This window comes from Streptococcus mitis, assembly GCF_946188585.1.
GTDB lineage: Bacteria > Bacillota > Bacilli > Lactobacillales > Streptococcaceae > Streptococcus > Streptococcus mitis_DG.
On record NZ_CAMHVI010000001.1, the window covers coordinates 203,724 to 228,080 of the forward strand.

The window sequence follows — 24,357 nt, forward strand, 5'->3', positions numbered from 1 at the left end:
TTACAATTCTGCAAGAATCGCTTTAAGTAAGCCTTTAAAGTCACCTTTAACACGTTCGGTCACTTCTACAACTTCTTCGTGGTTAAGTTCTTCTTGGAAACCAGCCGCAAAGTTAGTAATACATGAAATTCCCAAAACTTTCAAACCTGAGTGGGCAGCAACAATCACTTCAGGAACAGTAGACATACCAACTGCATCTGCTCCCAATGTCTTATAGGCACGAATTTCTGCTGGTGTTTCATAAGTCGGACCAGTTACACCGATATAGACACCTTCATCAAGCTTGATACCAAGCTTTTTAGCCACTTCATGGGCAGTAGTACGGTATTCTGGTGTGTAGGCCTTAGACATATCTGGGAAACGAGGACCAAAATCATCCAAGTTTTCACCCATCAATGGGTTTTGCCCCGTCATATTGATATGGTCTGAGATAGCCATCAAAGTACCAGGACCGTAGCCGATACCTCCTGCAGCATTGGTTACAATGACACCTTCACATCCAAGAACTTTCATGACACGAACTGGGAAAGTCACAACTTCCAGAGGATTTCCTTCGTAGAAATGGAAACGCCCTTGAAGAGCCAAGACCTTGCGACCTGCAAGATCACCATATACCAATTTACCAGCGTGACCGACTACTGTAGAGCGACCCCAGTTTGGAATCTCAGCATAGTCTACTACAACAGGATTTTCGATTTCTTCTGCAAGTTCTCCCAGACCTGATCCAAGGATTAGACCGAACTCAGGCGCTTGGATTCCCTTGTCTTTCAGGAAAGCAGCTGTTTCCTTGATTTTATCTAAAAATGTCATTGTATGTCTCCTTTATTAGTTTTTAGCATTTGACCAATTTTGTCAAAGGTTTTTGCATTGCGAATGGTGATGTTACGATAAAAAGGCATCTTGAGCAAGTACTTATGATAGGCAGTCTTAGAGTAGGATTCTTCAGAGAATTTCCCCCAGAAAATTCCAAGTTTTCCAAAATGAACGATTTCATCTTTCAATTCCAAACTTTCAACTATCGTGATGACTTGCTCCACATTCAAACCCTCTGTGTAGAAAAGGACATCTTTTCGTGCCAAGTCTTCATTCCACCAATCTGGTAGATACTCCACTTCTGCTTCATAGTCTTCTTTACTCAGTAGGGAAAAGCTTTGAATAAATGGATAATGGACTTCAAAGAAATCCTCTAATTTTTTAACCAATTGGGCTTTGGCATCTGTCGAAGTAAAGAAAATATTGCCACTGTTGATGTATGTTTCAACCTTTCCCAGTCCCAACTCTGTCAATTCTTGACGAAGTTGCGCCATGACAACTTTATTTTTCCCACCGACATTAATGCCCCTTACCAGTAAAGCATAGCGTGTCATCTTATACCAATTTATCTAAGAAACTTTCCCCAATCATGGCAGTTTCCACACCAAAGTTATCGGCAACAGTCGCTGAGATATCTGCAAAATGTCCGACTGGAATGATCCCGTTTCCTTTAAAGGCAGGGCTGTAGGCCAACAATGGAATATATTCACGAGTGTGGTCCGTTCCTGCGTAAGTTGGGTCATTTCCATGGTCCGCAGTAATCAAGAGAAGGTCATTTTCTCGCATGGCTGCGATAATTTCAGGCAAGCGTTCATCAAACTCATGCAAGCAATCACGGTAACCATGAGCATTACGACGGTGGCCGTAAAGGGCATCAAAGTCAACTAAGTTTGTGAAGGAGAATCCTTTTTCAAACTCAGCAAGTCCCATAGTCTTCAAGAGTGTATCAATTCCGTGGCTGTTTGACTTGTTGTGGCCCATGTCATGGTTGATACCCGCACCGTTAAAGATATCGTTGATTTTACCAACAGCATAAGTATCGATGCCAGCTTCGTTCAATTTATCCAAAACAGTTGGTGCAAATGGAGATACAGCCAAGTCACGACGATTTGCTGTACGAGTGAAGTTACCTGGTTCACCAACATATGGACGGGCAATGATACGACCTAGAAGGGCTGGGCGATCAAGGGTAATCGAACGAGCGTATTCACAAATACGATAAAGTTCATCCAAAGGAATAATGTCTTCGTGGGCAGCAATCTGCAAAACAGGATCAGCTGAAGTATAGATAATCAACTCTCCAGTTTCCATCTGACGAGGTCCGAAATCATCGATAACAGCTGTACCTGAGTAAGGTTTGTTGGCTTCACGAATGACCTTACGTCCTGAAAATTCTTCGATTTTTGTCAAGATTTCTTCTGGGAATCCATTCCAAAAAGTATCGAAAGGTTCTGTAATGTTAAGGCCCATGATTTCCCAGTGTCCAGTCATGGTATCCTTACCAAGAGATACTTCTTCCAATTTTGTTGCATATCCTGTTGGATTGCTTTCAGCTGGTACAGTCTTAAGAGGGGTTTCACGAGGAATATTTCCCAGACCAATTTTAGCCATGTTTGGCACATTCAAACCAACTGTTTTGGAAATGTGTCCCAGTGTGTCAGAAGCTCCGTCTGGAACCCCTGCATTGACAAAGTTATTGGCATCTGGTGCAGCACCGATTCCCACAGAATCTAGTACCACCAAGTGAATACGATTAAATTTTGACATAATGTGTCTCCTTATTATTTTGCTTTGCTTGAAGTTAAAATCTGAACCCCATCTCGTCCAGCAACGATTATCTTATCAACCATTTGGTTGAATAATCCGTGCTCCACGACACCAACGATATGGTCCAATTCCTCCCCTAAAGCAATTGGATCTTCAATGACATCCAAGGAAAGGTCAATGATAAAGTTCTGCATATCGGTCACAAAACGTTGGCCATCTTTTTCACGGAAGCTTGGTTTATAGCCAGCGCGCTCAAAACGACGAAAGACCTGTTCTGCACCATACTGAACTACTTCCACTGGCAGTTTAAAAGCACCTAGTTTATCTACCAGCTTGCTTTCATCCACTACCCAAATATATTCTTTTGAGGGCGTTGCCACAACCTTCTCCATCAGGAGAGCACCACCACCACCTTTGATTCCGTTAAACTGGCTATCTACTTCATCCGCTCCGTCAACCGTCACATCAACAAAGTCTACTTGGTCAATAGACTTGAGCGGTATATTAAGATCTTCAGCCTGTTCACTAGTCACACTAGAAGTCGTTACAGCTGTAATCTGCAAGCCTTCTTCCTTGATACGACGACCGATTTCTTCGACAAAATAATAGGCAGTAGAACCCGTTCCCAGTCCGACAACCATCCCATCCTTGACAAACTCAGCAGCCTTGATACCTGCCATTTTCTTCAGATTTTCCACTCAAACACCTCCATTAAAGAGCTACTTTTATTATAACATGTATCCCTTTTTATTTCATGGATACACTGGAAAAACCCGAACATTTTTATTTCGGGTTTTGATGTCCTATTTAACCATGTCAGGATCGTAGTCATAAAATCCTGTATCAAGGAAACGGTTTTTAGGGTGTAACTTGCGAACTTCTTCATCCAGCAAGAAAGCTTGGTCATGGCTAAAGTTGCCCTCTTGGATCAAGCTACGCGCTTGGATAAAGAGTTTTGCAATCTCAACAAAGTTCTGACCAGGTGTATAAAGACCTTCTAATTTCCAGTGAGTAAAACCATGCTCTACCAATTCTGTCAATTTGGTCATCAAATCAAGGTCGTTATTAGCAAAGATGTGAGTACCATGATTGTCTTCAAAGATGGAGTAGTGGCTCTCTGGGTCGCTTGGTTCAGCCAAGAAGAGGTCACGTTTACGGGTCTTTTCATCATCGATATGCGTGAAGTTATAGTAGTTTTGCAAGAGTGGACGTTTAGAATGGTGAATAACACTAGCACCATAAACCAAAACTTCAGCAGGAATTTCCAAAATCTCTGGCATTTTGAAAAGTTCAGCAGATGGAATTTCACGCGCCAAAACAGCCTCAGAGGCACCAGCCTTTTGTCCCCAGAAGTTAATCTGACGGCTACTAGTTACCATAGTTGAGGCATCGTAGATAGTCTTAAATGAATAACCATCGCGATTGACCACATAAAAAACGCCTGCATCCCCAATCGGAATGTAGTCTGTCTTGATTTCTTCCAAGAAATCGAGGAAAGGTTTGATACGGTCCATCATATCTTGGTGCATGAGGGCATTGACTGCAACAATCAATTCCTTACCAGCTTCGTGAACCAGCTTAGCGATTTCACGCAATTGGTCATGACTAAAGGTTGTTGGCAGACGAAGGCCAAAATCTTTCTCACCGACATAGATACGGTCTACGCCAGCTTCGAGTAGTTGTTCAACTTGTTCAATACTTTCAGCAGTTGCTGTAATGATAATCTTTTCCATAAGAAAAATTATACCACATTTCTGCAAAATCAGCTATGAATACTGGGAGTTTTACAAAAAGTAAGTCTTATTTTTAAATTTTGAAATTAAAAAGTGAACAGTAACCAACACCGTTCACTCTCTTTTTATGCATGTGTTTCTTCAACTAGGTGACCATCATTCATGATATAAATACGGTCAACCTTATCAAGAAGTCGTGTATCATGTGTAATCATAACAACTCCTCTACCTTGTTCATGGGCAATGGCAGCCAACATCTCCGTTACTTGGTAAGCACGCTGGGTATCCAGACTGGCTGTCGGCTCATCTGCAAGAACGATGCTTGGATTGTTATAAAGCGCTCTAGCAATGGCCGCACGTTGACGTTCTCCACCTGACAATGCCTTGGGATACTGATCTTGTACTTTTTCCAAATCCAACAAGTCAAAGAGCTCTTTTCGATCACTTTTACTATTTTTTCCCTTATCTAGTCTGTCAATCAAATCCAGCTGTTCCTTGACCGTTAGAAAAGGAATTAAGTTTGACGCCTGGAGAATGAAGCCAAACTCTCTAAAACGGAGGTCTGTTTTCTCCTTCTCCGTCAAATTGCCTGTTTCCTTCCCCTTTACTAGAATCTTTCCACTCGATGCTTCCTGAAGTTGTCCTAAAGTTGTTAGAAAGGTCGTCTTTCCAGAACCTGAAGGCCCAACGATAGCTACGAACTCTCCCGCATTTAGCTGAAAATTCGTCTCATGTAGAGCTATGACTTCCATCTTTCCTTCCCCGTAGGTTTTTGTCACTTGAGTCATTTCAATCAATGCTGTCATACTATTCTCCTTATCATTCTGCAATCGCAGTAATCGGGTCCACCTTTAGCAAGCGTGGAAGTGAAATGACACCACCTAGCATTGCCATCAAACAAATCACCAAGCTTAGGACAGAATAGGCTAACCAACTTGGGTAGAAAAAGAAGGTAGCTGGCAAGACTAAAATCACTCCTCCAACAGCCAGCAAGGCTAAAGCAATCCCCATACCAGCTAGGAAGAAGATTTGACAGAAAAGAGACCATACAATGGTTTTGATCTGTATTCCCTGAGCCCGCATTATTCCATAAAGTCCTAGTTTTTGTATCGTAATGATATAAACAAATATACCCACAATCAAGCCTGTGATGACAATCATAGCAAGAATCATTCCTGAAAATACATTAACCTGAGGTGTGTAACCAGGAATTTTCGAAATCATTTTTGGGATGGAAATCTGTTTCAGTCCGTCGCCAGCCACTTCTATGTCATTTTTCAATACCAAGGCAGAGATGGATTTATTAGCTTTTAAGGTTCCTTGCAAGATCCAATAAGTTGTCAGACTCGTAAAGATAACAGGCTCTGTGAAAAACTTATTTCCTTGGGTCAGACCTACAATCTTGTAACTTGCCTCGCTTCCATTGAGTTGAATAGCATCACCTAGCTTCATCCCATAGTTTTCAAAAGACTGATCCACGACCACCTCATCATCTCCTTCAGGATAACGTCCCTCCGTCAAACTAGGTGAGATAAAAGAGTCCCACTCCTGAGCAAAAATGGAAACATTGACCTTTTCACTACCATCGACAAGATTGGTCACAGCGAACATATAGCCCAGTGGAGTAGCCTTTTTAGAACTCTTATCCTTGTAGTCCTTTTCAGGAATAAAGGATGCTGTCAAATTATCATTTGCGTAGTCAGATAAAACTACACCCGTCGCTTGCCAATTATCAATAGCTGCCCGGTTGTTTCGCACAAGACCAAGAGCTAGACTGGTCATAAAAAATACCATAAAAGCGATAAGAAAAATAGTAGTTAGAATCAAACTATATCGAAGTTTGTTTCGTAATATTTCTTTGATAGCAAGATACATGCTTATCTCCTTTAACTTTTCCAAGAGGTATCAATTAGACACCTCACTACTATAAAAATAGGAGACAGAAAATCTGTCTCTGTATTCAAAACAAATCTCACTAATCAAATTAAATAAAATAAAGAAAATAAGGAAATAATTTTCCTAAAAATGAATCAATTGGTAGCTCTATTTTCTTAGGAATATAATCAATTATGAATATTAATAAGTATCGAGTGTCTATCCATCCTATCATTTTCACATTATGGTGTCAAGAAAAGTGATTTTGAAAAGGGACTTTATTCTTATTGTAACCTTTCTGTAATAATTCTCTGCTGAAAAAATGATAAAATAGGTATGTACTGTTAAGGAGAGAATAATGCCCGTAAGAAAATTACAATCCTATGAGGTAGACTATCAAGAAGAATTAAGCCAGCAGGTTCCTCGCTATCAAGATTATACACCTGAAGCGCAATCTGATGCCAATCTCAAGGAAATCCTATTTTTTGTTAATATCGCTGTTTTTTGTATCTGTATTGCTATCTTTAGTTTTATCTTTTTAGCATTAAAATTATCAACTGCTCTTGCATTTGCCGCAGCAATCGGATCCAGCTTACTTGTTTTAAAAATTCAACGAACTATTATCAAACGAAAACGTAGAAGATAAATCCAAAATATCGCCCCAGCTGGAGCGATATTTTTATTTTTTCTTTTTCGATGGTGTGTGGATGGCAATCTTCACTTCAAAGATTGTTCCCTTTGGTTTATTATCTTTGACAGTAATGGTTCCTTTTAGCGCATCTACAATTTGCTTGGCTAAGGATAATCCTAAACCAAAACCACCTTTTTGGCGGGTTCTAGCCTTGTCTACTCGATAAAAACGATCAAAAATTTTCTTCTTATCTTCTGCTGAAATACCGACTCCATTGTCGGAAACTAGCAAATACAGATTACGATCAGTCGCTGAAATCATAAAATCAATTTCACCATCCTCCTCAGTATATTTGATAGCATTATCAAATAGGATAGTCATCAGTTGTTTGAGTAAAAGCTGATCTGTGACAATCGTTCTATGAATGCGATTTTCAAAACGGAAGACACGGTCATTTTCAGAAGCAATCATCTCATAGTTTGTGAAAGTCGTGTTAAAAAAGCTAGTTGGAACTTCTGCAAGTTCTGGCTTAATTCCATCATCTCGTCGAGCTAAGTTCAGCAAGTTTGTCGTCAAAAAACGCATATTTCGGACTTCTTCCAAACTCGATGCAATGCTTTCGCTCACATCCATAATGGTAGCTTCTGGCTTACGAAAAAGGGTCTCTAAACGATTTTGCAGAACTGCAAGTGGAGTTCGTAACTCATGACTGGCATTTTCCACAAAAGACTGCTGCTTCTGCATACTCTCAATCAGAGGTCGGACACTGACTCGAGCTAGATAGAGACTGGCAATCAAAGACAAAATCCAAAAACTAGCCATCACGACCACAATCAGTTGCTCATGCTTTTGACTGGCTTGCTCCAACTGACTGGTATTAATCAAGACAGCCGCATACTTGATATTGGTTGAAACCGAACTGATATTGGTTTCCATCAAAATCATGCGATAGATTTCTTCCTGTCCATAGCTATTAAAAACCTGAATTTGATAGATATGGCCTAGTTCTTTCTTCTCTAGCTTAATCTTATCCAATCCCAAAAATCGATTTCCAGAAAGGAGCTGGGTAAAATTCTTATCAAAAAGAATAACCTCCGTATTGGAACTGACATTGGGTTTTATCTCAGTCTTGCTAGTATCTGTAGCAGCATTCTCTAAATCTTTAATCTCTTCTGTCGCCCTATTTACCGCAAGCTGAATAACTGCCTGAGGATTGTTACTCAAGCCATGGAGCGTATCATCCACCGAAGTATAGAGACTCGAATGCATGACCTGCAAAATAATCAGAGTCATGGTAGAGAAAATCAGGGTGAAGACACCGAAGTTGCGGATAAAGTAACTAAAGTCATCCGCATACCATGTTTTTTTTAGTTTACTGAACATCTTTTAAAATATACCCAACACTACGCAAGGTTTGCAAATTCTCTGCAAAAGTGGTTCCTTTTAATTTCTTACGAACTTTTGAAACATAGACTTCGACAACAGAAATCGTTGTATCACTATCAAATCCCCATAGACGATCAAAAATCTGAGTCTTCGGCAAAATAACATTTTGATTTTGAAGGAAATAAACTAGTAAATCGAACTCTTTCCCCAGCAATTCGACGGGAGTATCTTCAACCTTAACGGTATTTGTAGACAAATTAACCACGATATTTCCATAAGTTAAGGTGTTTTCATTAAATTTACCTGAACGTTTGAGAAGGGCTTGAATCCGCATTTTGAGTTCTTCTAGGTAGAAAGGCTTGGTCAGATAATCATCCGCTCCCAACTCAAATCCATGTCCCTTGTCATCCAAGCTTTCCTTGGCAGTCATAATCAGAACTGGTGTCGTAATCCCTTTTTCACGCAATTCTTTCAAGACTTGGAAGCCATTTTTTTCAGGTAACATCAAATCCAGCAAAATCAAGTCATAGACGCCACTCTCAGCTTCATAGAGACCTTCTTCTCCATCAAATACCTGCATGACATCCGCAAAATCGTCTAAAAAGTCAAATACTGAATTTGACAGGCCTAGGTCATCCTCAACTAATAAGATTTTTATCATGAGAAACTCCTCCTTATTAAGACCATTATACCAAATTTGCCTTAAAAAAAACTCAACTCTCTGCATTTTATACTCAATGAAAATCAAAGAGCAAACTAGGAAGCTAGCCGCAGGCTGTACTTGAGTACGGCAAGGCGACGCTGACGTGGTTTGAATTTGATTTTCGAAGAGTATTACATGAGATAGCTGAGTTTTATTGTCATTTAGTCTTAATTAGTTAGTTCCGTATTGAAGAACAACTGCTTCCACTGCAGCTTTTTCACGGTTAATCAAGTCAACACGCGCTGCAATTTCCTTGATTCCCATACCGATATTACGGCTAAGAGCAAGGTCAGAAAGTTGTGGCTCAAAGAATTCCTTGTATTCCGTCAAGCGTTGCTGAGTCTTAAATACATGAGCAGGAAGGATAACAAAGCTATCAAAGCTCATATCTCCTCCAAGAGCTGCCTTAATCCAAGCCCAGTTTTCACGAGCCCAAGACCATGCTGTTTCCTGAGTTGCTTGATGGTTTAAGAACTGGAAGTACCAAGCAGACAAGTCTTGTGGTTTGACCACAAATTTGTCCTTCCAAGAAGCAATCAAGGTTTGGATATTGTCCGCATCTTTACTATAGGCAAGAGCAGCTGCTAACTGACGTTTGAAGACAGCATCTGTTGCGTGCGTATAGGTATCAAGATAAAGTGCTAACAAGTCTTTAGTCTCATGATGTTTCATCTCATTGATCAGAACCTGTGAACGAATGGCTGCTGGGAGTCCTGCAAGATTCTCCTTGTGAGCTGCGAAGATTTGGCTAGCGACTTGACTAGCTTCTGCATCATTTGAGCGAATCATCATAGAGATTGCCAACTGACGAACCAGTTCATCCTCGTCTGATTCTCCATCTTTAGCTTCAAAACCAAGACGGTCATAGTTGTGACGAGCCAATTTAGCAACCAATACTTTGAAGGCTGTTTCAGCTGCTGTTCCTTCATCGATAAAGCGCTCAAGGGCAGAAAGTACTTGAGAAACAGCTGAAACCACAAGATAAGACTCTTCATTAGCAAGTTTATCAAGGACTGGGAACAAGTCAGCATAAGAAATATGCCCTGCTTCAGCAAGCAAACGACGTTCTTGAACTATCTGCAGTTTACTTGTGTTATCAAGCTCAACTAGGTCAGCAAGAACAGCATCTAACAAGTCTCCTTGGTAGTCTGTAATGTAGTGAGCTGTATTTTCAGTGTTGAGACGAAGTGCTGTTTTGTTTTCTGCAAGAAGAGCTGCGTAGCCAGGGATTTCGATACTTTCAGTTTCAAGTGTATCTGGCAAGCCTTTCCAGTTGCTGTTGAGTGGTACCACCCAGAGACGGTTCTTGTCCTCGTTCTCACCGATGAAGAATTGTTTTTGTGAAATCTTCAAGATATCATTTTCAACCTTGACAGTAAGAACTGGGTAACCAGGTTGTTCCAACCAAGAATCCATGAAGGCTGCAACATCACGTCCTGACGCTTGACCAAGGGCATCCCAAAGGTCACGACCAATTGTGTTGCTGTACTGATGTTTTTCAAAGTAAGCGTGCAAGCCTTTAGCGAAATCAGCATCTCCTAGCCAACGACGAAGCATGTGCATGAGACGGCTTCCTTTGGCATAGACGATAGCCCCGTCAAAGAGCGTATTGATTTCATCTGGGTGTTTAACTTCGACGTGAACAGACTGTACGCCATCCGTCGCGTCACGTTTCAAGGCAGACGGAACACCACCTGTTTGGAAATCTTCAAAGATATTCCAGCTTGGTTCAATAGCATCCACACAGACGTACTCCATCATGTTAGCGAAGCTTTCATTAAGCCAGAGGTCATCCCACCATTTCATAGTTACAAGGTTACCAAACCACTGGTGAGCCAATTCATGGGCTACAACAAGGGCAACTTGTTGACGGCTGGCAAATGTAGAGTTTTCATCGACAACCAAGTAAACTTCACGGTAGGTTACAAGACCCCAGTTTTCCATCGCACCTGCTGAGAAGTCAGGAAGGGCGATGTGGAGTGATTGAGGAATTGGATATTTAACTCCGTAGTAATCTTCGTAAAACTCAATCGAGCGAACGGCGATGTCCAGTGAGAAATCAAGGTTAGATAGTGGGTGGGCTTTGGTTGAGTATACACCTACGAGGGTACCGTTTTTAGTTTTAGCCGTCACACCTTGCAAATCACCAGCAACAAAGGCCAACAAGTAAGAAGACATACGAGGTGTTGTCTCAAACTTCCAGATACCTGTTTCCTGACGTTTTTCAACATCAATCTCAGGCATGTTTGACAAGGCCAATTCACCTTCTGCTTGGTCAAAACGTAGCGAGAGGTCAAAAGTCGCTTTGGCTTCTGGCTCATCCACACATGGGAAGGCTTCACGCGCAAAATGGCTCTCGAACTGAGTAGACAAGACTTCCTTCTTGACTCCATCAACTGTGTAGTATGAAGGGTAAATCCCTGTCATATTGTCTGTGATTTTACCAGAAAAGGCAAGAACCACTTCAACTTGACCAGCCTCAGCCAATTCGATATGAAGGGCTTCATTTTCATGGTCAACTGTAAATGGACGAGCTTGACCTGCAACTTCTACAGAAGCGATTTCCAAGTCTTTTTGGTGCAGGGAAATACGGTCACTCTGTGCTTGACCAGTGATGGTCACCTTCCCAGAAAAAGTCTTGGTCTCACGACTCAAGTCTAAAAATAAATCATAGTGTTCAGGAACAAATTGCTTAATAAAATGTTCAACTGCTTGCATAGTTTTCTCCTATCTAAGTTTAAGAGCTAGAGCTCTTCTTCAAACAAACTTATTATATCATGTTTTGCCTAAGAAAAAAGGATTGGACGGTAATTTCCAAAACTTTCTTCCTTCTGCAGCCTAAAGTGGGTAGACCTTGCGAAATTCTTCTAAAACAACCTTGCTATTAGGCGTAAAAGTCAGGCCTGCCTCCCTCATCCACTCGGTGAAACAGTCTTCATGAACCTGGCGCCAATAGGCTAAAGATTTGTCTCCTTCACCTTCCTTAAAGGCATGGTCAGCCGAAACTTGATGAAAGGGCTGAACAGAAACCTTGGTAATTTCGACAATACAGACAGCCTGATTTTGACTATCTAAAATGACATCGAAGGTACCTTTTTGTGGAAGAGGTTCGGCTTCTAGTGCGTAGAGGTCATAGGATGAGGCGGTTGCTGTCTTTTCGCCTCTTAGTACTAAATCTGCCAAGAGATCTGCTTCCACTCCAAAAGCCCAGGCATCTATCTCATCTCCGATAGAAGGATTGATTTGCTTGTAGGAATTCCACATTTCTTGCGGTGTCATAGGTTGCTCCTTTGTAATTTTTTACTCACTTCTTTTACACGTTTGAGTTGGTCTGGATGGTCAATCTCTAAATCAAAAATCTCTGGAATAGAACTATAGTGGATAATGCACTTGATACCCATCTGATTCATTTTTTGTATGAACGAAGCATTCAGATAACCTGCCACAGCAAAGTCAGTCTTCTTCGTCCTTGCTTTATCCTGCATCTGTCTCAGCATATCTAACATAATGGAACTTTCCATATCATGCCATTGACTGTTTCTCACAGTCGCAAAAACAAAAGAAGTCAAATCATTCATTCCAACTACAATTTTTGAAATGCCTGTTTCCAGTATTCTATCCAAGTCAAAATACGCTGACGGTAATTCAATCATTGTGGCGACTTTTCCAGTAAAACCATGCTGACGTAATACTGTGATAGCTTGCTTTAACTGATCAGCATCATTGACAAAAGGAAAAATAACAGACAGATTGGGATTGGTTTGATAAACTTCTGTAACGACATTTGCCTCAGCTTGAAATTCATCCAGACACGCTAGTAAACGCCTAGTTCCTCTATATCCAAACAAAGGATGACGTTCGTCAAAATGCTGTTTAGTTCCCTCTAAACAATTGGCTTCTGTATTCGTTAATTCAGAAAAACGATACCAGACTTCTTCATCTGAGTACAAGGAACAAATAGTGTCTAGATAATCTTTTACAAATTGCTGACAACTTGGTAACAGGATGTTTTGATTGAGCTCTCTCAACAAGTATTCGCCTCTAATCATACCTACATGGTGCAATAACTGAGGATAAATTTTTTCAACAATTTTTTCGCCACTAAGGGCAAGTTGGTTTCTCATCATTCACCTTCCAATTCATATACAAGGTCTTGTCCAGTTCTGGAAATCCTAATAATTCAGACTTAACCTTCAAGACTAATGGCGATGCATTTTCTTCTGTGATTTTTGATTTCCATCAGATCCTCCTACTTCAAAGACCATCCACCGTCTATTGTCAAGATTTGTCCTTGCATGGCAGATGCCTTTCCACTGGCCAAAAAGAGACTGACTTCTGCCACTTCTTCTGACTCAATCCAACGCTTGATTGGTGTTTCACTAGCCACCCAGTCTGCTAGGCCACCTGGCTCAAAGTCCGCAGCGGTCATAGCTGTCTTGACTGCTCCTGGAGCGATACCAAAAACCTGAATCCCAGTTTCAGCATAGTCTAGAGCCAACTGCTTGGTGAAGCCAGCCAAAGCATGCTTAGAGGAAGTATAGGCGTGACCACCTCCACCTGCTAGGCTAGAAGCTATGGAGCACATATTAATGATCGCCCCCTTTTTATTTTCCAGCATTTGTGTCAAATAATAGCGAGTCAACTCAACAGGAGTCACGTAGTTTATTTCAAAAATCTCTTGAATTTCCTGCTCTGTCTGTTCCAACAGTGGTTTGTAATCATCCAAAACTCCAGCAGTATTGCACAAAACATCAACCTGAGGGCACCAGTCAAAAATAGGCTCCAAGTCCAAGGTCAAATCTCTCTGTAAAAAATGAAAATCACCCTCTAAGAGTGGATTTTTACCTTGGTCAACTCCATAAACTTGATAGCCATTCTCTAAGAAGAGTCGAGCCTGAGCTAAGCCGATCCCTGAACTCACTCCCGTAATCAATACACGTCTAGTCATACACTTCTACCCAATCCGTCGCCAAAACATCACAAGGTGTCGGACTCCACATGGAAAAACCTTCTCCTTCTCCAGACACGTTGATTAGGAAATAGGGTGTCACTTCAAGTGCAACCCCGTTTTGTTCAATCGTATCAAAGAGTTGGACATAGTTTTCAGCTCCTCCCCAACCAGTTCGTACATATTTTTTCTTAGCCTTTAATCCAGGCAGGATTTCTTCGAAAGTCATGTTTTTCTCCTTTTATATCGATAAATCTTCACTTCATTATAACAAAAAAACCGCTTTAAAACGGCTTTTTGACTGTATATTAGTTAAATAAACTAATAGCTATCCAATTTTTAAATTATTTAAGTTCAATCAGTTTATTATAAATTTTTTCAGTTAACTCTTTCTGCTGTGTTCCTGTTAAATAGTGTGATGTACGAATTAAAACTGTTCCATAAACATAGTGTGAACCAGGATTTAAAGCAGTACCATCAAATGCGCTAATATATGTGTTTCGTTTCTCAGCTTCTTCTTTTGTCTTATACACCTCTACATTTCCTCCAGCATCATTTCCTTTCTGAACAATATCAGATCCCTCTACTGAATGTGTAACTTGATTGTCAACAAAATATACAGACGCTGTATACCCACCTTGTTTATTCAATTTATTATTTGGATCGTTATTTTCAGTAACAGACTGTACTCCTGTAATTGAAGAAATTTCTTTGAGTCTTTCTTCAACAAAAGTATTAGATGGATTTGTAATTTGTTTTAGCTGAAGAATACTATTTTGATAAAGAGTCTGTTTGTCAGATAAATTCTTTATTGTTTCACTATAGTCCACTGGCTTGCTTAATTCTTCTATTTGCTCCTCAATCTTAGCAGTTGATTTCTCCATTTCTGGTACTTTTCGAAGCGAATTCTGACTATCTTCAATTGCTTTTTTTAATTCTTCTAATTTTTTTGAATCCAATGGCTCTTCGCCACTATCAATTACCTTCTCAGCCTCAGCTATTTGGTTTTCAACCTCTTTATTTTTTTCTTGTAAATCTTTGACTATATCTTCAAACTTAGTTACAGCAGATCTGTAGGGGACATAAGATAAGAAATAGTATCCAAGACCAGAAATTCCTAATATCAGACACATTGACAATATAATTATTTTTTTCTTCATATTAATCTCCAAAAAATATTTAATATCTCCATAATTCTACTATATTACCCCAAAACACGCAACAAAAAACCGCTTTGCAACGTTTTTTTGACTGTATATATACTAAATTTTTCCTACCACTGCAATCCAGCTGCTTTAATTTCTTTCTTAGAGGCATACTTGCCATTTGGTTTATGCCATCTTCCTCTGGAATCTTTGAAATAACCACCTGAATTTGCTGATTGCGTGTTTGATTCCTGACTCTCTTCCTTTTCTTGTTCTGCTTGACGAGCCTTTTCTTCCTCTTCTTTCGCCTTCTTCTCGGCTTCTGCTTTTTCCTCCGCCTCTTTCTTAGCCTTTTCCTCAGCTTCCTTCTTGGCTTTTTCTTTTTCTTCTTTTACCTTTGCGTCTTCAACTAGGTTTTTAGCAGTACCATCCAAATAGTTAATTTCTGCATTAGCCGAAACATTGTCTAAAACGACATGCGTCACAGAGTACTTATCAACCTTTTCTTTACTACTTTCCAATTTAATCTCCAAGAGTTTACCATTTTCATCAATGCCTACATATTGCAACTCAATTTGTCTTGGGATCAGCTCATCTTTCTGATAAATTGGCGTCACCTTATAATCAAGATAGTAGTTAGGATGATTAGCGAGCCATGAATCTAATCGATTTTCATAATAAAGCATACTACTCTGGTTGTGTTCATCAGTCCCAGAATAATTTCCAGCATTGAGCCAGTTAGTCATAGGAACTAAATTTCTCTTTTCATCATTCAGACCACTAAATTGGTAACCAATTAAATGACCTCTACTCATCAACCAAGCTTCTTCCCGTCCATCTCCGTAAAAGAATTTATAGTTGTGCCACCCTACTGGATCATAGGTCAATTTTGAATCTCTTTTCTCAGTTGGCTCATCGCTATCCTTTAGCTGAATATGAGCACCCGTCGCACGATTTTTAGAATCCAGTTCTCCAAGCTCAAGCTGTTTTTCATTTTTAAAGGGCAAGAGACCAGCTTCTTTGAACAACTTCTCATCAAACTTAGCTTGTGTTTGTTCCACTTTTGCTTCTGAAACTTTTGCTTCTTCCTTATGACCAGAACAAGCCGCCAAAGTAAAGGCTGACAAAATGGATAGACTAACATAAACAAACTTCTTCATCTTTAACATCTTTTTAATTTCCTTTAGCATTTTTATTACATTTTACTATAATATATCAAAGTAATCAATTGAATTATATGTTATTGTTGTTAAAAAACGCTTTGCAACGGCTTTTTGACTATACTTCACTCCATTTTATCTTCTTAAATCTACGGAAAAATAAAAAAACGACAACCACTTTTTCAGCAGTTATCGTTGCTTATCTTTTAATCTTTTCCACCAAGTCGACTATTGATATTCATCATGATACTAGCTATTTTTTCACCCCAGTACGGATCTGATGCATAGCGTACATTCATTCCCGTCGCTTTATTTCCAAGGTGATCTCTTCCACGGTCAATATAGTTCTCACGAATCCACTTGGCCGCACCAAGAATTCCTTTGTCTACATCATCAAATTTCTTAGCGGAATCATAGGGACTGGTATCGTAAGCAGCTATACCGAAGAAGTTATTTTTATCATTAGCAATTTGGCTACGTCCCCAAGCACTTTCTAACGCACTATGAGCTATTAAATAAAGAGCATTGACACCGTAACGTTTTTCAGCTTCTTTAAAAATTGCTCCTTTACCGGCAAGACGACTGTTTCGGATATTCATCATCGAATAAACTCTATTTAATTCATCCGCACTATAGTTGGTTGGTTCAGTTAAATTCTTGAAAAGGAAACGATTTTTGATAGTAAACCCATCGAAATGTTCTCCATCCTTTGAATAATACTTCTTACCAATTTTCATAGCTGAAGTATGTGGAGCTACCCGTATACTAGTGTATGGAGAAAGTTCATGGTATAGGAATCTTCCATCTGTAGTATAGTGAGGAATAAACTCACTTCCTTCATCAACTAAAGCCAAATCACTTTGATTCATATAACCGGACAAGCCTGATATTGAAACAGCTAGACGACTACCCTTGCTTTTAGAGCCATCATAGGTCACAATACTTCCCTGATTGACATAGCTCAAAATATCTCCTGATTCGCTATAAATATAGGCTGTGATTGGTTTAACCTTAAAATATTTTGGACTTTGAAACCACTTTCCATTACTCTGGAAGAAATACTCCTTATTTTTAATATTAAAACTACCAGTAACATAGCTTCCATCTTCTTTCAGGTAGTACCATGCATTGTAGTTAGTATCAAAAATCCATTCATTCTTGGCCATATAACCACCAGATTTGAGGTAATAAGCACCAATCCATTCACGTGAAGCATAAGCACCACCTGATTTTAGGTAAAACCAGCTATTATAAGATTTATCAAAAATCCATTCTTTTTCAGCCATTGCTCCACTATTCTTTAGATAGTAAGCATCTTTCCACTGATTACTAGCCATCACACCATCACTGTTAAAATAGTACCATGTGCCCTTAATCTTTTCCCATTTATTACGAAGGATTTTTCCTGAATCTGTAGCATAATACCATTTATCAGTAATCTTCACCCAAGCATTTTGAGCCATTGCTCCACTACTATTAAGAAGATAATCGTTCACTAGAACATTGCTAGCCATAACTCCATCTTGCTTGAAGTAATACCAAACATTGCTAATTTTTTCCCATCTATTACGAACAATCTTTCCTGAATCTGTAGCATAATACCATTTATCAGCAATTTTCACCCAGGAATTTTCTACCATTGCTCCACTAGTACGAAAAGCATAGTCATTAACAATCCTATTGCTAGCCATGATTCCATGTTGATCAAAGAAATACCAGACACCCGCAATTTTTTTCCAATTTTTGATTGGTTGATTATTCTCATAAAAAAGCCATTTCCCATGCTCTTTCTGCCAACCATTCTTATGAGCTTCTTCAACTTTTTCTTTATTTGGAATAGCCTCTTTTTTAGAATTATTTTCTTTTACAACAACTGGTTCTTTCTTTTTTTCCGTCTTTTCAGCTTCATTCTTTGTATTTTCAACAACTTTTTTCTCTTCTGAAGTTGGAGTCTGATTTTTATCTTTAGACTGATTTTTGTCCACAGATTGACTCTTATTTGTCGTCTGACTTTGGTCTGTTGTTTTACTATCTTCAGCAAAGACTGATGTTGTGGGCACAATTGCCAATGCAAGCACTACCGTGCTTACAAGTAGTGTTCTCTTCATTTTACTCCCCTAAGTAGAAATTCATCTACATCATTCGTAATTAACTTTATTTTAACATAGTTAAAATATGAAAATATTACAAAATGATGAAAATTATATGTCTTATTGACAATAAGGATAGTCTAGCTTATCTAAGACTGGCTTTTACTTCCTTGCGGAGATTTTCTAGACTACTAATGCCGTATTTGTCCATGACTTTTGGTAAATTTTCGATAATATCAGGACAGGCATATGGATTGGTAAAGTTGGCTGTTCCAACTCCGATAGCAGATGCACCAGCCAGATACATTTCTAGCGCAGCTTCAGCCGAATCCACTCCTCCCATTCCAATAATGGGCAGGTCTGTTGTTTGAGCGACTTGGCGGATGAGTTTGAGGGCTACTGGAAAGACTGCTGGACCAGACATCCCACCTGTTCCATTGGCCAAGATTGGTTTTCTGGTTTTGAGGTCAAAGCGCATTCCAACTAGAGTATTAATCATGGTTAAGCCACTTGCTCCCGCATCTTCTGCAGCTTTTGCGACAGTAACGATATCGGTCACACTCGGGGTTAATTTGACATAAACTGGCACATCAGAGGCTTCCACAGCTGCTTTCACCACATCATAAGCCAAATCTGGATCTTGACCAATCAAAAGTCCGTGATTACAGTGGTCAACATTGGGGCAAGAAATATTGAGCTCGATGGCCTTTACATTAGTTGCCTTGGAAATACCATGAGAAACAGCCGCATACTCTTGTTTTGAAAAACCAGCCACATTGGCAATGATGGGAAGATTTGGATATTCTCTTTCCAACCACGGTAGCTTTTCAGCTAAAACAGCTTCTAAACCAGGATTTTGCAAGCCGATTGCATTGAGCATGCCAGCGGGTGTCTCTGCCACCCTTGGAGTTGGATTGCCAAAACGTGGTTCAAGGGTTGTCGCCTTGATCATAATAGAACCTAAAAGGTCTAAATCATAGTACTTGGCATACTCCTGACCAAAACCAAAACAGCCTGATGCTGGAATGATGGGATTTTTCAAATCCAAACCAGGTAGAGAAACTTGTAAACGATTTCTAGTCATGATTTTCTCCTTACAATACAACTGTTCCTGTGCGGAAAACAGGGCCATCTTCACAGACGCGTTGGCTGACCGTCTCGCTTTCTGGTACTTTTAGGACACAGGCATAGCAAGCCCCCATCCCACAAGCCATACGAGATTCCAAAGATAGATAGGCTCTTGGGTGGTCATAAAAGGTTTGATTGATATACTTCATCATTCCTGGAGCCCCACATGAGTAAACAGCATCAAACTGACTGTCTAAGTCATTGATAACAACGGAAACATTTCCTTTGATACCATAAGAACCATCATCTGTCGTTACAAAGACCTGACCATATTGAGCTAATTCCGTCTCTAAAATAACAGCATCCTTATTAGCAAAACCGAGGACTGTCACTACTTTCACTCCACGCGCATGCAATTCCTTGGCCACTTCAAGCAAGGGCGGAACACCAATCCCCCCACCAACAAGGAGAACCTGACTCTGCTCATCAAGGTCAGACAAGTCAAAACCATTTCCCTGAGGCCCCATCACATCAAGAGTATCTCCCTGGCTTAAGGTTGAAAAAATGGCAGTCCCAGCGCCCTCAATCCGATAAATGAGATGACACTGCTTGTTTGCCTTGTCAATAGACGAAATTGAAATAGGGCGACGCAAGAGATGGGCGTCATCAGGCACACGTAGATGAAGAAATTGGCCTGCTCGCATGGCTTCAACCATTTCCCCTTCTAGGACTAATTCAAAGATTGCTGGCGCGATTTCCTCCTGTGCAACCACCTTCATGGTTTCCAAACGAATGGCACCCAAACGTTTCTTACATGTGGGATTCATGACTTTTCCTCCTTAAATTTTAAGGGGACCAGATAAAGAAAAGACCTTGCGATTGCAAGGCCTCAGTTAAAATCGTACAAAACAAGAGAGCACACTCAAAAAGTCTCCTCTATAAAATTGTACTATTCTTTTATCTGACACCTTGTGAGTCTCTCTGGACTCCCCTTAAAGGTTAAATTTTTATTAGTATACTCTTTCAGCTAAAAAAAGTCAAGTAGAAAACGAACATTCTACTTGACCTCACGAGATTATTTTTCACGAATGACTTCGACCTTGTATCCATCAGGGTCTTTGACAAAGTAATAGTTAGGTGCAGTTCCTGGTAGACCATTTGGCTCAGTCACTTCATAACCTTTTGCACTGTGCTCTTGATGAAGAGCCTCAAGATCAGGTGTACTGAGGGCGATATGGGCAAACCCATCTCCAACCACATAAGGACCATGATCGTAGTTATAAGTCAACTCCAACTCATAGTCGTCACCCTCAAGACTTAGATAGACAATCGTGAAGGCATGGTCTGGAAAATCTCTGCGACGCAATTCTTTAAATCCAAAAGCATCTTGATAGAATGCAATTGATTTTTCAAGATTTTCTACCCGCAAGCAAGTATGTAGCATTTTTGAAGCCATATTTTCTCCTTTATTTTTAAAAAGACTGGGACAATCCTGTTCCAGTCTTATCAGTTATTATTTACCAAGTTTTGCTTTAGCTGCATCTGCAAGAGCTGTGAAAGCTGCTGCATCATTAACAGCCAAGTCAGCAAGCATTTTACGGTTAACTTCGATCTCAGCCAACTTCAATCCATGCATCAATTGTGAGTATGAAAGTCCGTTCATACGAGCTGCCGCGTTGATACGAGTGATCCACAATTTGCGGAAGTCACGTTTTTTCTGACGACGGTCACGGTATGCATAGTAGTAAGAGTTCATTACTTGTTCTTTTGCAGTACGGAACAAGATGTGTTTAGCTCCATAGTAACCTTTTGCTAATTTAAGAATACGTTTACGACGTTTGCGTGATACAACGCCACCTTTAACACGTGCCATGTTTTATTTCCTCCAAATATTTCCTAGAATTGTTTACTTACAGTCAAGCTATTATTTCAAGCGAGTAAGCATTGCTTTGATACGTTTGTAATCTCCTGAATGCACCATAGATGCTTTACGAAGATGACGACGTTGTTTCTTAGTTTTTCCGTGGAAACGGTGAGAAGTGTAAGCACGGAAACGTTTAAGTCCACCAGAACCTGTACGTTTGAAACGTTTAGCTGATGCGCGGTGTGTTTTTTGTTTTGGCATGATTTTTTCTCCTTTATTTAACTTTCTGACAATTATTTTTTGTCAGTCGCTGGCGCCAATTGCATGAACATTTGACGTCCATCCATTTTAGCACGTTGTTCGATGATGGCAATATCTTGAGTTGCTTCAGCAAACTCGGCTAAAACTTTTGCACCAATCTCTTTATGGGTAATCATACGACCCTTAAAGCGAATAGATACCTTAACTTTATTTCCTTTTTCAAGGAATTTGCGTGCATTGCGAAGTTTTGTATCAAAGTCACCCTTGTCAATCGTTGGACTTAGACGAACTTCTTTCACAGTAACAACACTTTGTTTTTTACGTTGTTCTTTTTGCTTCTTCTGGTACTCAAATTTGAACTTACCGTAGTCCATAATTTTTGCAACAGGCGGTTTGGCTTGGGGTTGAATCAATACTAGGTCAACATTAGCGTTATCAGCCAAAGCTTGCGCTTCACTGAGTGGCTTGATGCCTAGCTGTTCTCCTTCAAGACCAATCAAGCGAACTTCACGTACACGAATCTCATCATTGATGAATAAGTCTTGCTTTGCTATGGTTTTCACCTCTTTTGTTTTATTAGAGAAAAACAATAGCGGACTCGTAAATATACAAGCCCGCACGTTATGATAGCGTTTCTTAGAAACTTTTCATCCGTAGGGCCAGGCAACTTAATGTCACAAGGCGAGAAGCTCTCACTTCTGCTTTTCTCAACTTTTATATGATACCAAGTTTTCTAGCCCTTGTCAAGATAAAAAGTTATTTTTTTGAAAAGTTTGTGTTTGTATTTTGTCTTGGTTTCCGCATCAAAAAGAGAGAACCAAGGTGATTCCCTCTCTATGTTAGTTTTTTCTTATTTTCTGTATAGGAAAGCTAGAATCTATTAAAAACTTCCTTTTTCCGTGAACTTCCCCAGCTTTCGATAAATAGAATCCCCACTAGCAAAAGAATAATCAGGCAAGGAAGTAAGACTAGCCCCATGCTCCAATTCAGATTGACATTATCAATTTGCTTAGGTAATCTTCCAGATAAAATCTCCACTGAACGCAAGTAAGTAAAGGGAATCAGATGTGCAATCCTTTGAAGAGGCTGAATTGTTTGGATTCCAAACAATAAGCCAACAATCCCAATAAGTGACAGAAAGAGGACAGGCATTTTTTGCTTGAAAAAGTAAGCAATCAAGTAGACGACTTCCACAATGACGATAAAAGCTAAGAAAGTTAAGAGCAAGCTAGGAAATAACACATCCTGTATTTTCCCAATAGTTACTTCTTGATTCGTTAAGCTATAGATCGGGTAGGGATAATCTAACTGTCCAAAACCACTTATCAGACTTCCCACTAGGAAAGAAAAACCACAGATTCCAATAAATAGTACACTTACATAGCCCACTCCAACTCCAAGAGAGGACATGGCAAATGCCACTTTTGAAAAAGGATATAACTGAGCTGTGTCCAGATGATTTTGATATCTTTCTGCAAATAGTTGCGTTAGCATAAAAATAATCGCAATCACAAACAAGCTTGGGATGATAAGCTCTAAAATCCAGACAATCTGATCAATCCCGTGGGTCGGATAAACTAAATTGTGGGCTTTTATGTTCAAGGGATATAGGGCTTGGTAAGTCTTTCGTTCGCGGTCAACCGCCATTTTAAAGTCAGAACTAGAAGTCGGTTGCTTCGATACAATTTCATAACTCTTTTCCTCATCTTGCCACTGCAAATAGTAGGCTTCTTTCCAGCGTCCTTCTCTTAACAAAGCCAGAATTTCTTTCTTTTGAGTAAAAAGATTTTTTTGCGATTCTAAATTAATTTTAGCAATCTGGTATTCCTCCGAGTTGGTATCAGATATTTGGGAGAGTTTCTCTTCATATTCATTGATGACTCTCTCATCTTTTACAAGACGGGTTTCCAACTCGCTCTCCAAGCTGACGGAGTTTGCAGTCTGACTATTAAAATAAAAGGTAACACCGAGTCCAGATACAAATAAAGCTAAGATAATCCAGTTTAAGCGACTTTTGAAAACTTTTTTTAATAAAAATAGACCAACATCTTTCATAAACTAAACCTCTTCTATCTTTCCCCGATGAATGGTTACTACTCTATCGCAGACATCAACCAACTCTTCCTTATAGTGGGAACTTAAAAGAACCAGCTGCTCTTGTCTATCGATTTGTGCTAGCCTATCAAAAAACTTCTGTCGATAATACTCATCTAAGCCATTTGTAATCTCATCCATAAGCCAGCATTTCGCCTGACTGAGGAAATACATGGCAATCACCAAGCGTTGCTTCATGCCTAAGGAATACTTGCGAATGGGAAGGCTGATATAGTCAGACATTTCCCAATAGGTAATTTCATCCCCCAAGTTCAGCCCTGACTTCCAGATGTTCTTGATAAGACGAAGGTAGTCCATCCCACTTAAGTTTCCATCCAGCCATTCAATACTCTCATAATAAAACAAAGAAGGAGAGACTGCGATATTTCCGCTACTTATAGGAATTAAATTGCTAATGGCGCGGAACAGTGTCGTCTTTCCAGAGCCATTTATAGCAAGAATACCATAAATCCTACCCTTTTCAAATGTAAAATCAACATCTTGTAAGATGACTTGTCGCGTTTTTAAGGTCACATGAGTAAGCTGCAACATATCTAGCCCTCCTTTTTATCACTCTTGAAAGATTAACAATCACAGTTGTAATAATTTATGTCTCTAAAAAATCGTAATTTCAACCACTATCAACGTTATACTCATCATATCTATCATAACGAGACTGTGATAATTCGTACTATATTTTCTAATCATACCGATAACTTTTAAGAACGCTTACAATAGATACACTAAACTGAAAAAGACCAACAATCAAAAATTAACTAATTAAACGACTTTTGCTAATTTTTAATGGTTTTATATCAT

General features: G+C 39.6%; 26 protein-coding genes, 1 pseudogene and 1 other annotated feature. Of the genes and pseudogenes, 1 reads left to right on the forward strand and 26 read right to left on the reverse strand.

The window, feature by feature from the left end; all coding sequences use genetic code 11:
• From N8M66_RS00980 to N8M66_RS01010, 7 genes are all read right to left on the reverse strand, one after another.
• Entirely contained in the window at window positions 1-810 is an 810-nt protein-coding gene (locus tag N8M66_RS00980; RefSeq protein WP_201058096.1) for a purine-nucleoside phosphorylase, read from the reverse strand.
• The gene (locus N8M66_RS00985; protein ID WP_261045055.1) at window positions 807-1,367 is read right to left on the reverse strand and encodes a DUF1697 domain-containing protein; all 561 of its coding nucleotides are present in this window, start codon (window positions 1,365-1,367) and stop codon (window positions 807-809) included. The genes N8M66_RS00980 and N8M66_RS00985 overlap by 4 nt, the downstream gene beginning before the upstream one ends.
• 1 nt (window position 1,368) lies before the next feature.
• Window positions 1,369-2,580 carry a phosphopentomutase gene (locus N8M66_RS00990; RefSeq protein ID WP_261045057.1) on the reverse strand — a complete coding sequence of 404 codons (1,212 nt, stop codon included), beginning with the start codon at window positions 2,578-2,580 and terminating at the stop codon, window positions 1,369-1,371.
• Between the two features lie 14 nt (window positions 2,581-2,594).
• Window positions 2,595-3,278 carry a ribose-5-phosphate isomerase RpiA gene (rpiA, locus tag N8M66_RS00995; protein WP_261045058.1) on the reverse strand — a complete coding sequence of 228 codons (684 nt, stop codon included), beginning with the start codon at window positions 3,276-3,278 and terminating at the stop codon, window positions 2,595-2,597.
• A 105-nt stretch (window positions 3,279-3,383) separates the two neighbouring features.
• On the reverse strand, window positions 3,384-4,313 hold the full coding sequence (locus tag N8M66_RS01000; protein WP_261045060.1) for a peptidase U32 family protein: 930 nt from the start codon (window positions 4,311-4,313) through the stop codon (window positions 3,384-3,386).
• Window positions 4,314-4,438: 125 nt separating this feature from the next.
• Window positions 4,439-5,119 carry an ABC transporter ATP-binding protein gene (locus tag N8M66_RS01005; RefSeq protein WP_261045063.1) on the reverse strand — a complete coding sequence of 227 codons (681 nt, stop codon included), beginning with the start codon at window positions 5,117-5,119 and terminating at the stop codon, window positions 4,439-4,441.
• 13 nt (window positions 5,120-5,132) lie between these two features.
• On the reverse strand, window positions 5,133-6,188 hold the full coding sequence (locus N8M66_RS01010; protein WP_261045065.1) for an ABC transporter permease: 1,056 nt from the start codon (window positions 6,186-6,188) through the stop codon (window positions 5,133-5,135).
• A gap of 358 nt (window positions 6,189-6,546) precedes the next feature.
• On the opposite strand from N8M66_RS01010, the gene N8M66_RS01015 reads away from it, so the two are divergent.
• On the forward strand, window positions 6,547-6,834 hold the full coding sequence (locus N8M66_RS01015; protein WP_261045066.1) for a DUF3270 domain-containing protein: 288 nt from the start codon (window positions 6,547-6,549) through the stop codon (window positions 6,832-6,834).
• 33 nt (window positions 6,835-6,867) lie between these two features.
• Here N8M66_RS01015 and ciaH read toward each other — a convergent pair whose 3' ends face one another.
• The 19 genes and pseudogenes from ciaH to N8M66_RS01110 form a co-directional block, all read right to left on the reverse strand.
• Window positions 6,868-8,202 (reverse strand): two-component system sensor histidine kinase CiaH, encoded by a 1,335-nt coding sequence (ciaH, locus tag N8M66_RS01020; RefSeq protein ID WP_261045068.1) that lies wholly within the window; start codon window positions 8,200-8,202, stop codon window positions 6,868-6,870.
• Window positions 8,192-8,866 (reverse strand): two-component system response regulator CiaR, encoded by a 675-nt coding sequence (gene ciaR / locus N8M66_RS01025; protein WP_000590639.1) that lies wholly within the window; start codon window positions 8,864-8,866, stop codon window positions 8,192-8,194. Before ciaR ends, ciaH begins: the two co-directional genes overlap by 11 nt.
• A 213-nt stretch (window positions 8,867-9,079) precedes the next feature.
• Complete coding sequence (locus tag N8M66_RS01030) at window positions 9,080-11,626, reverse strand: M1 family metallopeptidase (protein WP_261045070.1); 2,547 nt, start codon at window positions 11,624-11,626, stop codon at window positions 9,080-9,082.
• A gap of 120 nt (window positions 11,627-11,746) precedes the next feature.
• Window positions 11,747-12,187, reverse strand: a complete 441-nt coding sequence (locus tag N8M66_RS01035) for an ASCH domain-containing protein (RefSeq protein ID WP_261045072.1) — start codon at window positions 12,185-12,187, stop codon at window positions 11,747-11,749.
• Window positions 12,184-13,032 carry a putative PEP-binding protein gene (locus N8M66_RS01040; protein WP_261045470.1) on the reverse strand — a complete coding sequence of 283 codons (849 nt, stop codon included), beginning with the start codon at window positions 13,030-13,032 and terminating at the stop codon, window positions 12,184-12,186. The genes N8M66_RS01035 and N8M66_RS01040 overlap by 4 nt, the downstream gene beginning before the upstream one ends.
• Window positions 13,010-13,138, reverse strand: a pseudogene (locus tag N8M66_RS01045) (NUDIX hydrolase); the annotation flags it as partial. The pseudogene N8M66_RS01045 and the gene N8M66_RS01040, both read right to left, overlap by 23 nt.
• 19 nt (window positions 13,139-13,157) lie before the next feature.
• Window positions 13,158-13,856, reverse strand: coding sequence for a 3-oxoacyl-ACP reductase (locus tag N8M66_RS01050; RefSeq protein WP_261045074.1), 699 nt, complete (start codon window positions 13,854-13,856; stop codon window positions 13,158-13,160).
• Window positions 13,849-14,085 (reverse strand): DUF2829 domain-containing protein, encoded by a 237-nt coding sequence (locus N8M66_RS01055; RefSeq protein ID WP_033684947.1) that lies wholly within the window; start codon window positions 14,083-14,085, stop codon window positions 13,849-13,851. Before N8M66_RS01055 ends, N8M66_RS01050 begins: the two co-directional genes overlap by 8 nt.
• 115 nt (window positions 14,086-14,200) lie before the next feature.
• Window positions 14,201-15,016: an EbhA gene (locus tag N8M66_RS01060; protein ID WP_201058104.1), complete on the reverse strand. Its 816-nt coding sequence runs from the start codon at window positions 15,014-15,016 to the stop codon at window positions 14,201-14,203.
• Window positions 15,017-15,129: 113 nt separating this feature from the next.
• Window positions 15,130-16,161 (reverse strand): DNA/RNA non-specific endonuclease, encoded by a 1,032-nt coding sequence (locus N8M66_RS01065; RefSeq protein WP_261045078.1) that lies wholly within the window; start codon window positions 16,159-16,161, stop codon window positions 15,130-15,132.
• A gap of 206 nt (window positions 16,162-16,367) precedes the next feature.
• The gene (locus N8M66_RS01070) at window positions 16,368-18,269 is read right to left on the reverse strand and encodes a glucosaminidase domain-containing protein (protein WP_261045079.1); all 1,902 of its coding nucleotides are present in this window, start codon (window positions 18,267-18,269) and stop codon (window positions 16,368-16,370) included.
• Between the two features lie 127 nt (window positions 18,270-18,396).
• Window positions 18,397-19,383, reverse strand: a complete 987-nt coding sequence (locus N8M66_RS01075; RefSeq protein WP_261045081.1) for a dihydroorotate dehydrogenase — start codon at window positions 19,381-19,383, stop codon at window positions 18,397-18,399.
• Window positions 19,346-20,146 carry a dihydroorotate dehydrogenase electron transfer subunit gene (locus N8M66_RS01080; RefSeq protein ID WP_261045082.1) on the reverse strand — a complete coding sequence of 267 codons (801 nt, stop codon included), beginning with the start codon at window positions 20,144-20,146 and terminating at the stop codon, window positions 19,346-19,348. Before N8M66_RS01080 ends, N8M66_RS01075 begins: the two co-directional genes overlap by 38 nt.
• A gap of 248 nt (window positions 20,147-20,394) precedes the next feature.
• Complete coding sequence (locus N8M66_RS01085; RefSeq protein WP_247931743.1) at window positions 20,395-20,775, reverse strand: VOC family protein; 381 nt, start codon at window positions 20,773-20,775, stop codon at window positions 20,395-20,397.
• 57 nt (window positions 20,776-20,832) lie between these two features.
• Window positions 20,833-21,192, reverse strand: coding sequence for a 50S ribosomal protein L20 (rplT, locus tag N8M66_RS01090; protein ID WP_000124834.1), 360 nt, complete (start codon window positions 21,190-21,192; stop codon window positions 20,833-20,835).
• 51 nt (window positions 21,193-21,243) lie between these two features.
• The gene (gene rpmI, locus N8M66_RS01095; RefSeq protein WP_001125943.1) at window positions 21,244-21,444 is read right to left on the reverse strand and encodes a 50S ribosomal protein L35; all 201 of its coding nucleotides are present in this window, start codon (window positions 21,442-21,444) and stop codon (window positions 21,244-21,246) included.
• Between the two features lie 32 nt (window positions 21,445-21,476).
• Complete coding sequence (gene infC, locus N8M66_RS01100) at window positions 21,477-22,007, reverse strand: translation initiation factor IF-3 (protein WP_000848180.1); 531 nt, start codon at window positions 22,005-22,007, stop codon at window positions 21,477-21,479.
• 15 nt (window positions 22,008-22,022) lie between these two features.
• Window positions 22,023-22,154 (reverse strand) — a sequence feature (ribosomal protein L20 leader region).
• Window positions 22,155-22,314: 160 nt separating this feature from the next.
• Complete coding sequence (locus tag N8M66_RS01105; protein ID WP_261045083.1) at window positions 22,315-23,499, reverse strand: hypothetical protein; 1,185 nt, start codon at window positions 23,497-23,499, stop codon at window positions 22,315-22,317.
• A gap of 3 nt (window positions 23,500-23,502) precedes the next feature.
• Window positions 23,503-24,090, reverse strand: a complete 588-nt coding sequence (locus N8M66_RS01110; RefSeq protein ID WP_261045084.1) for an ABC transporter ATP-binding protein — start codon at window positions 24,088-24,090, stop codon at window positions 23,503-23,505.
• Window positions 24,091-24,357 lie beyond the last annotated feature (267 nt).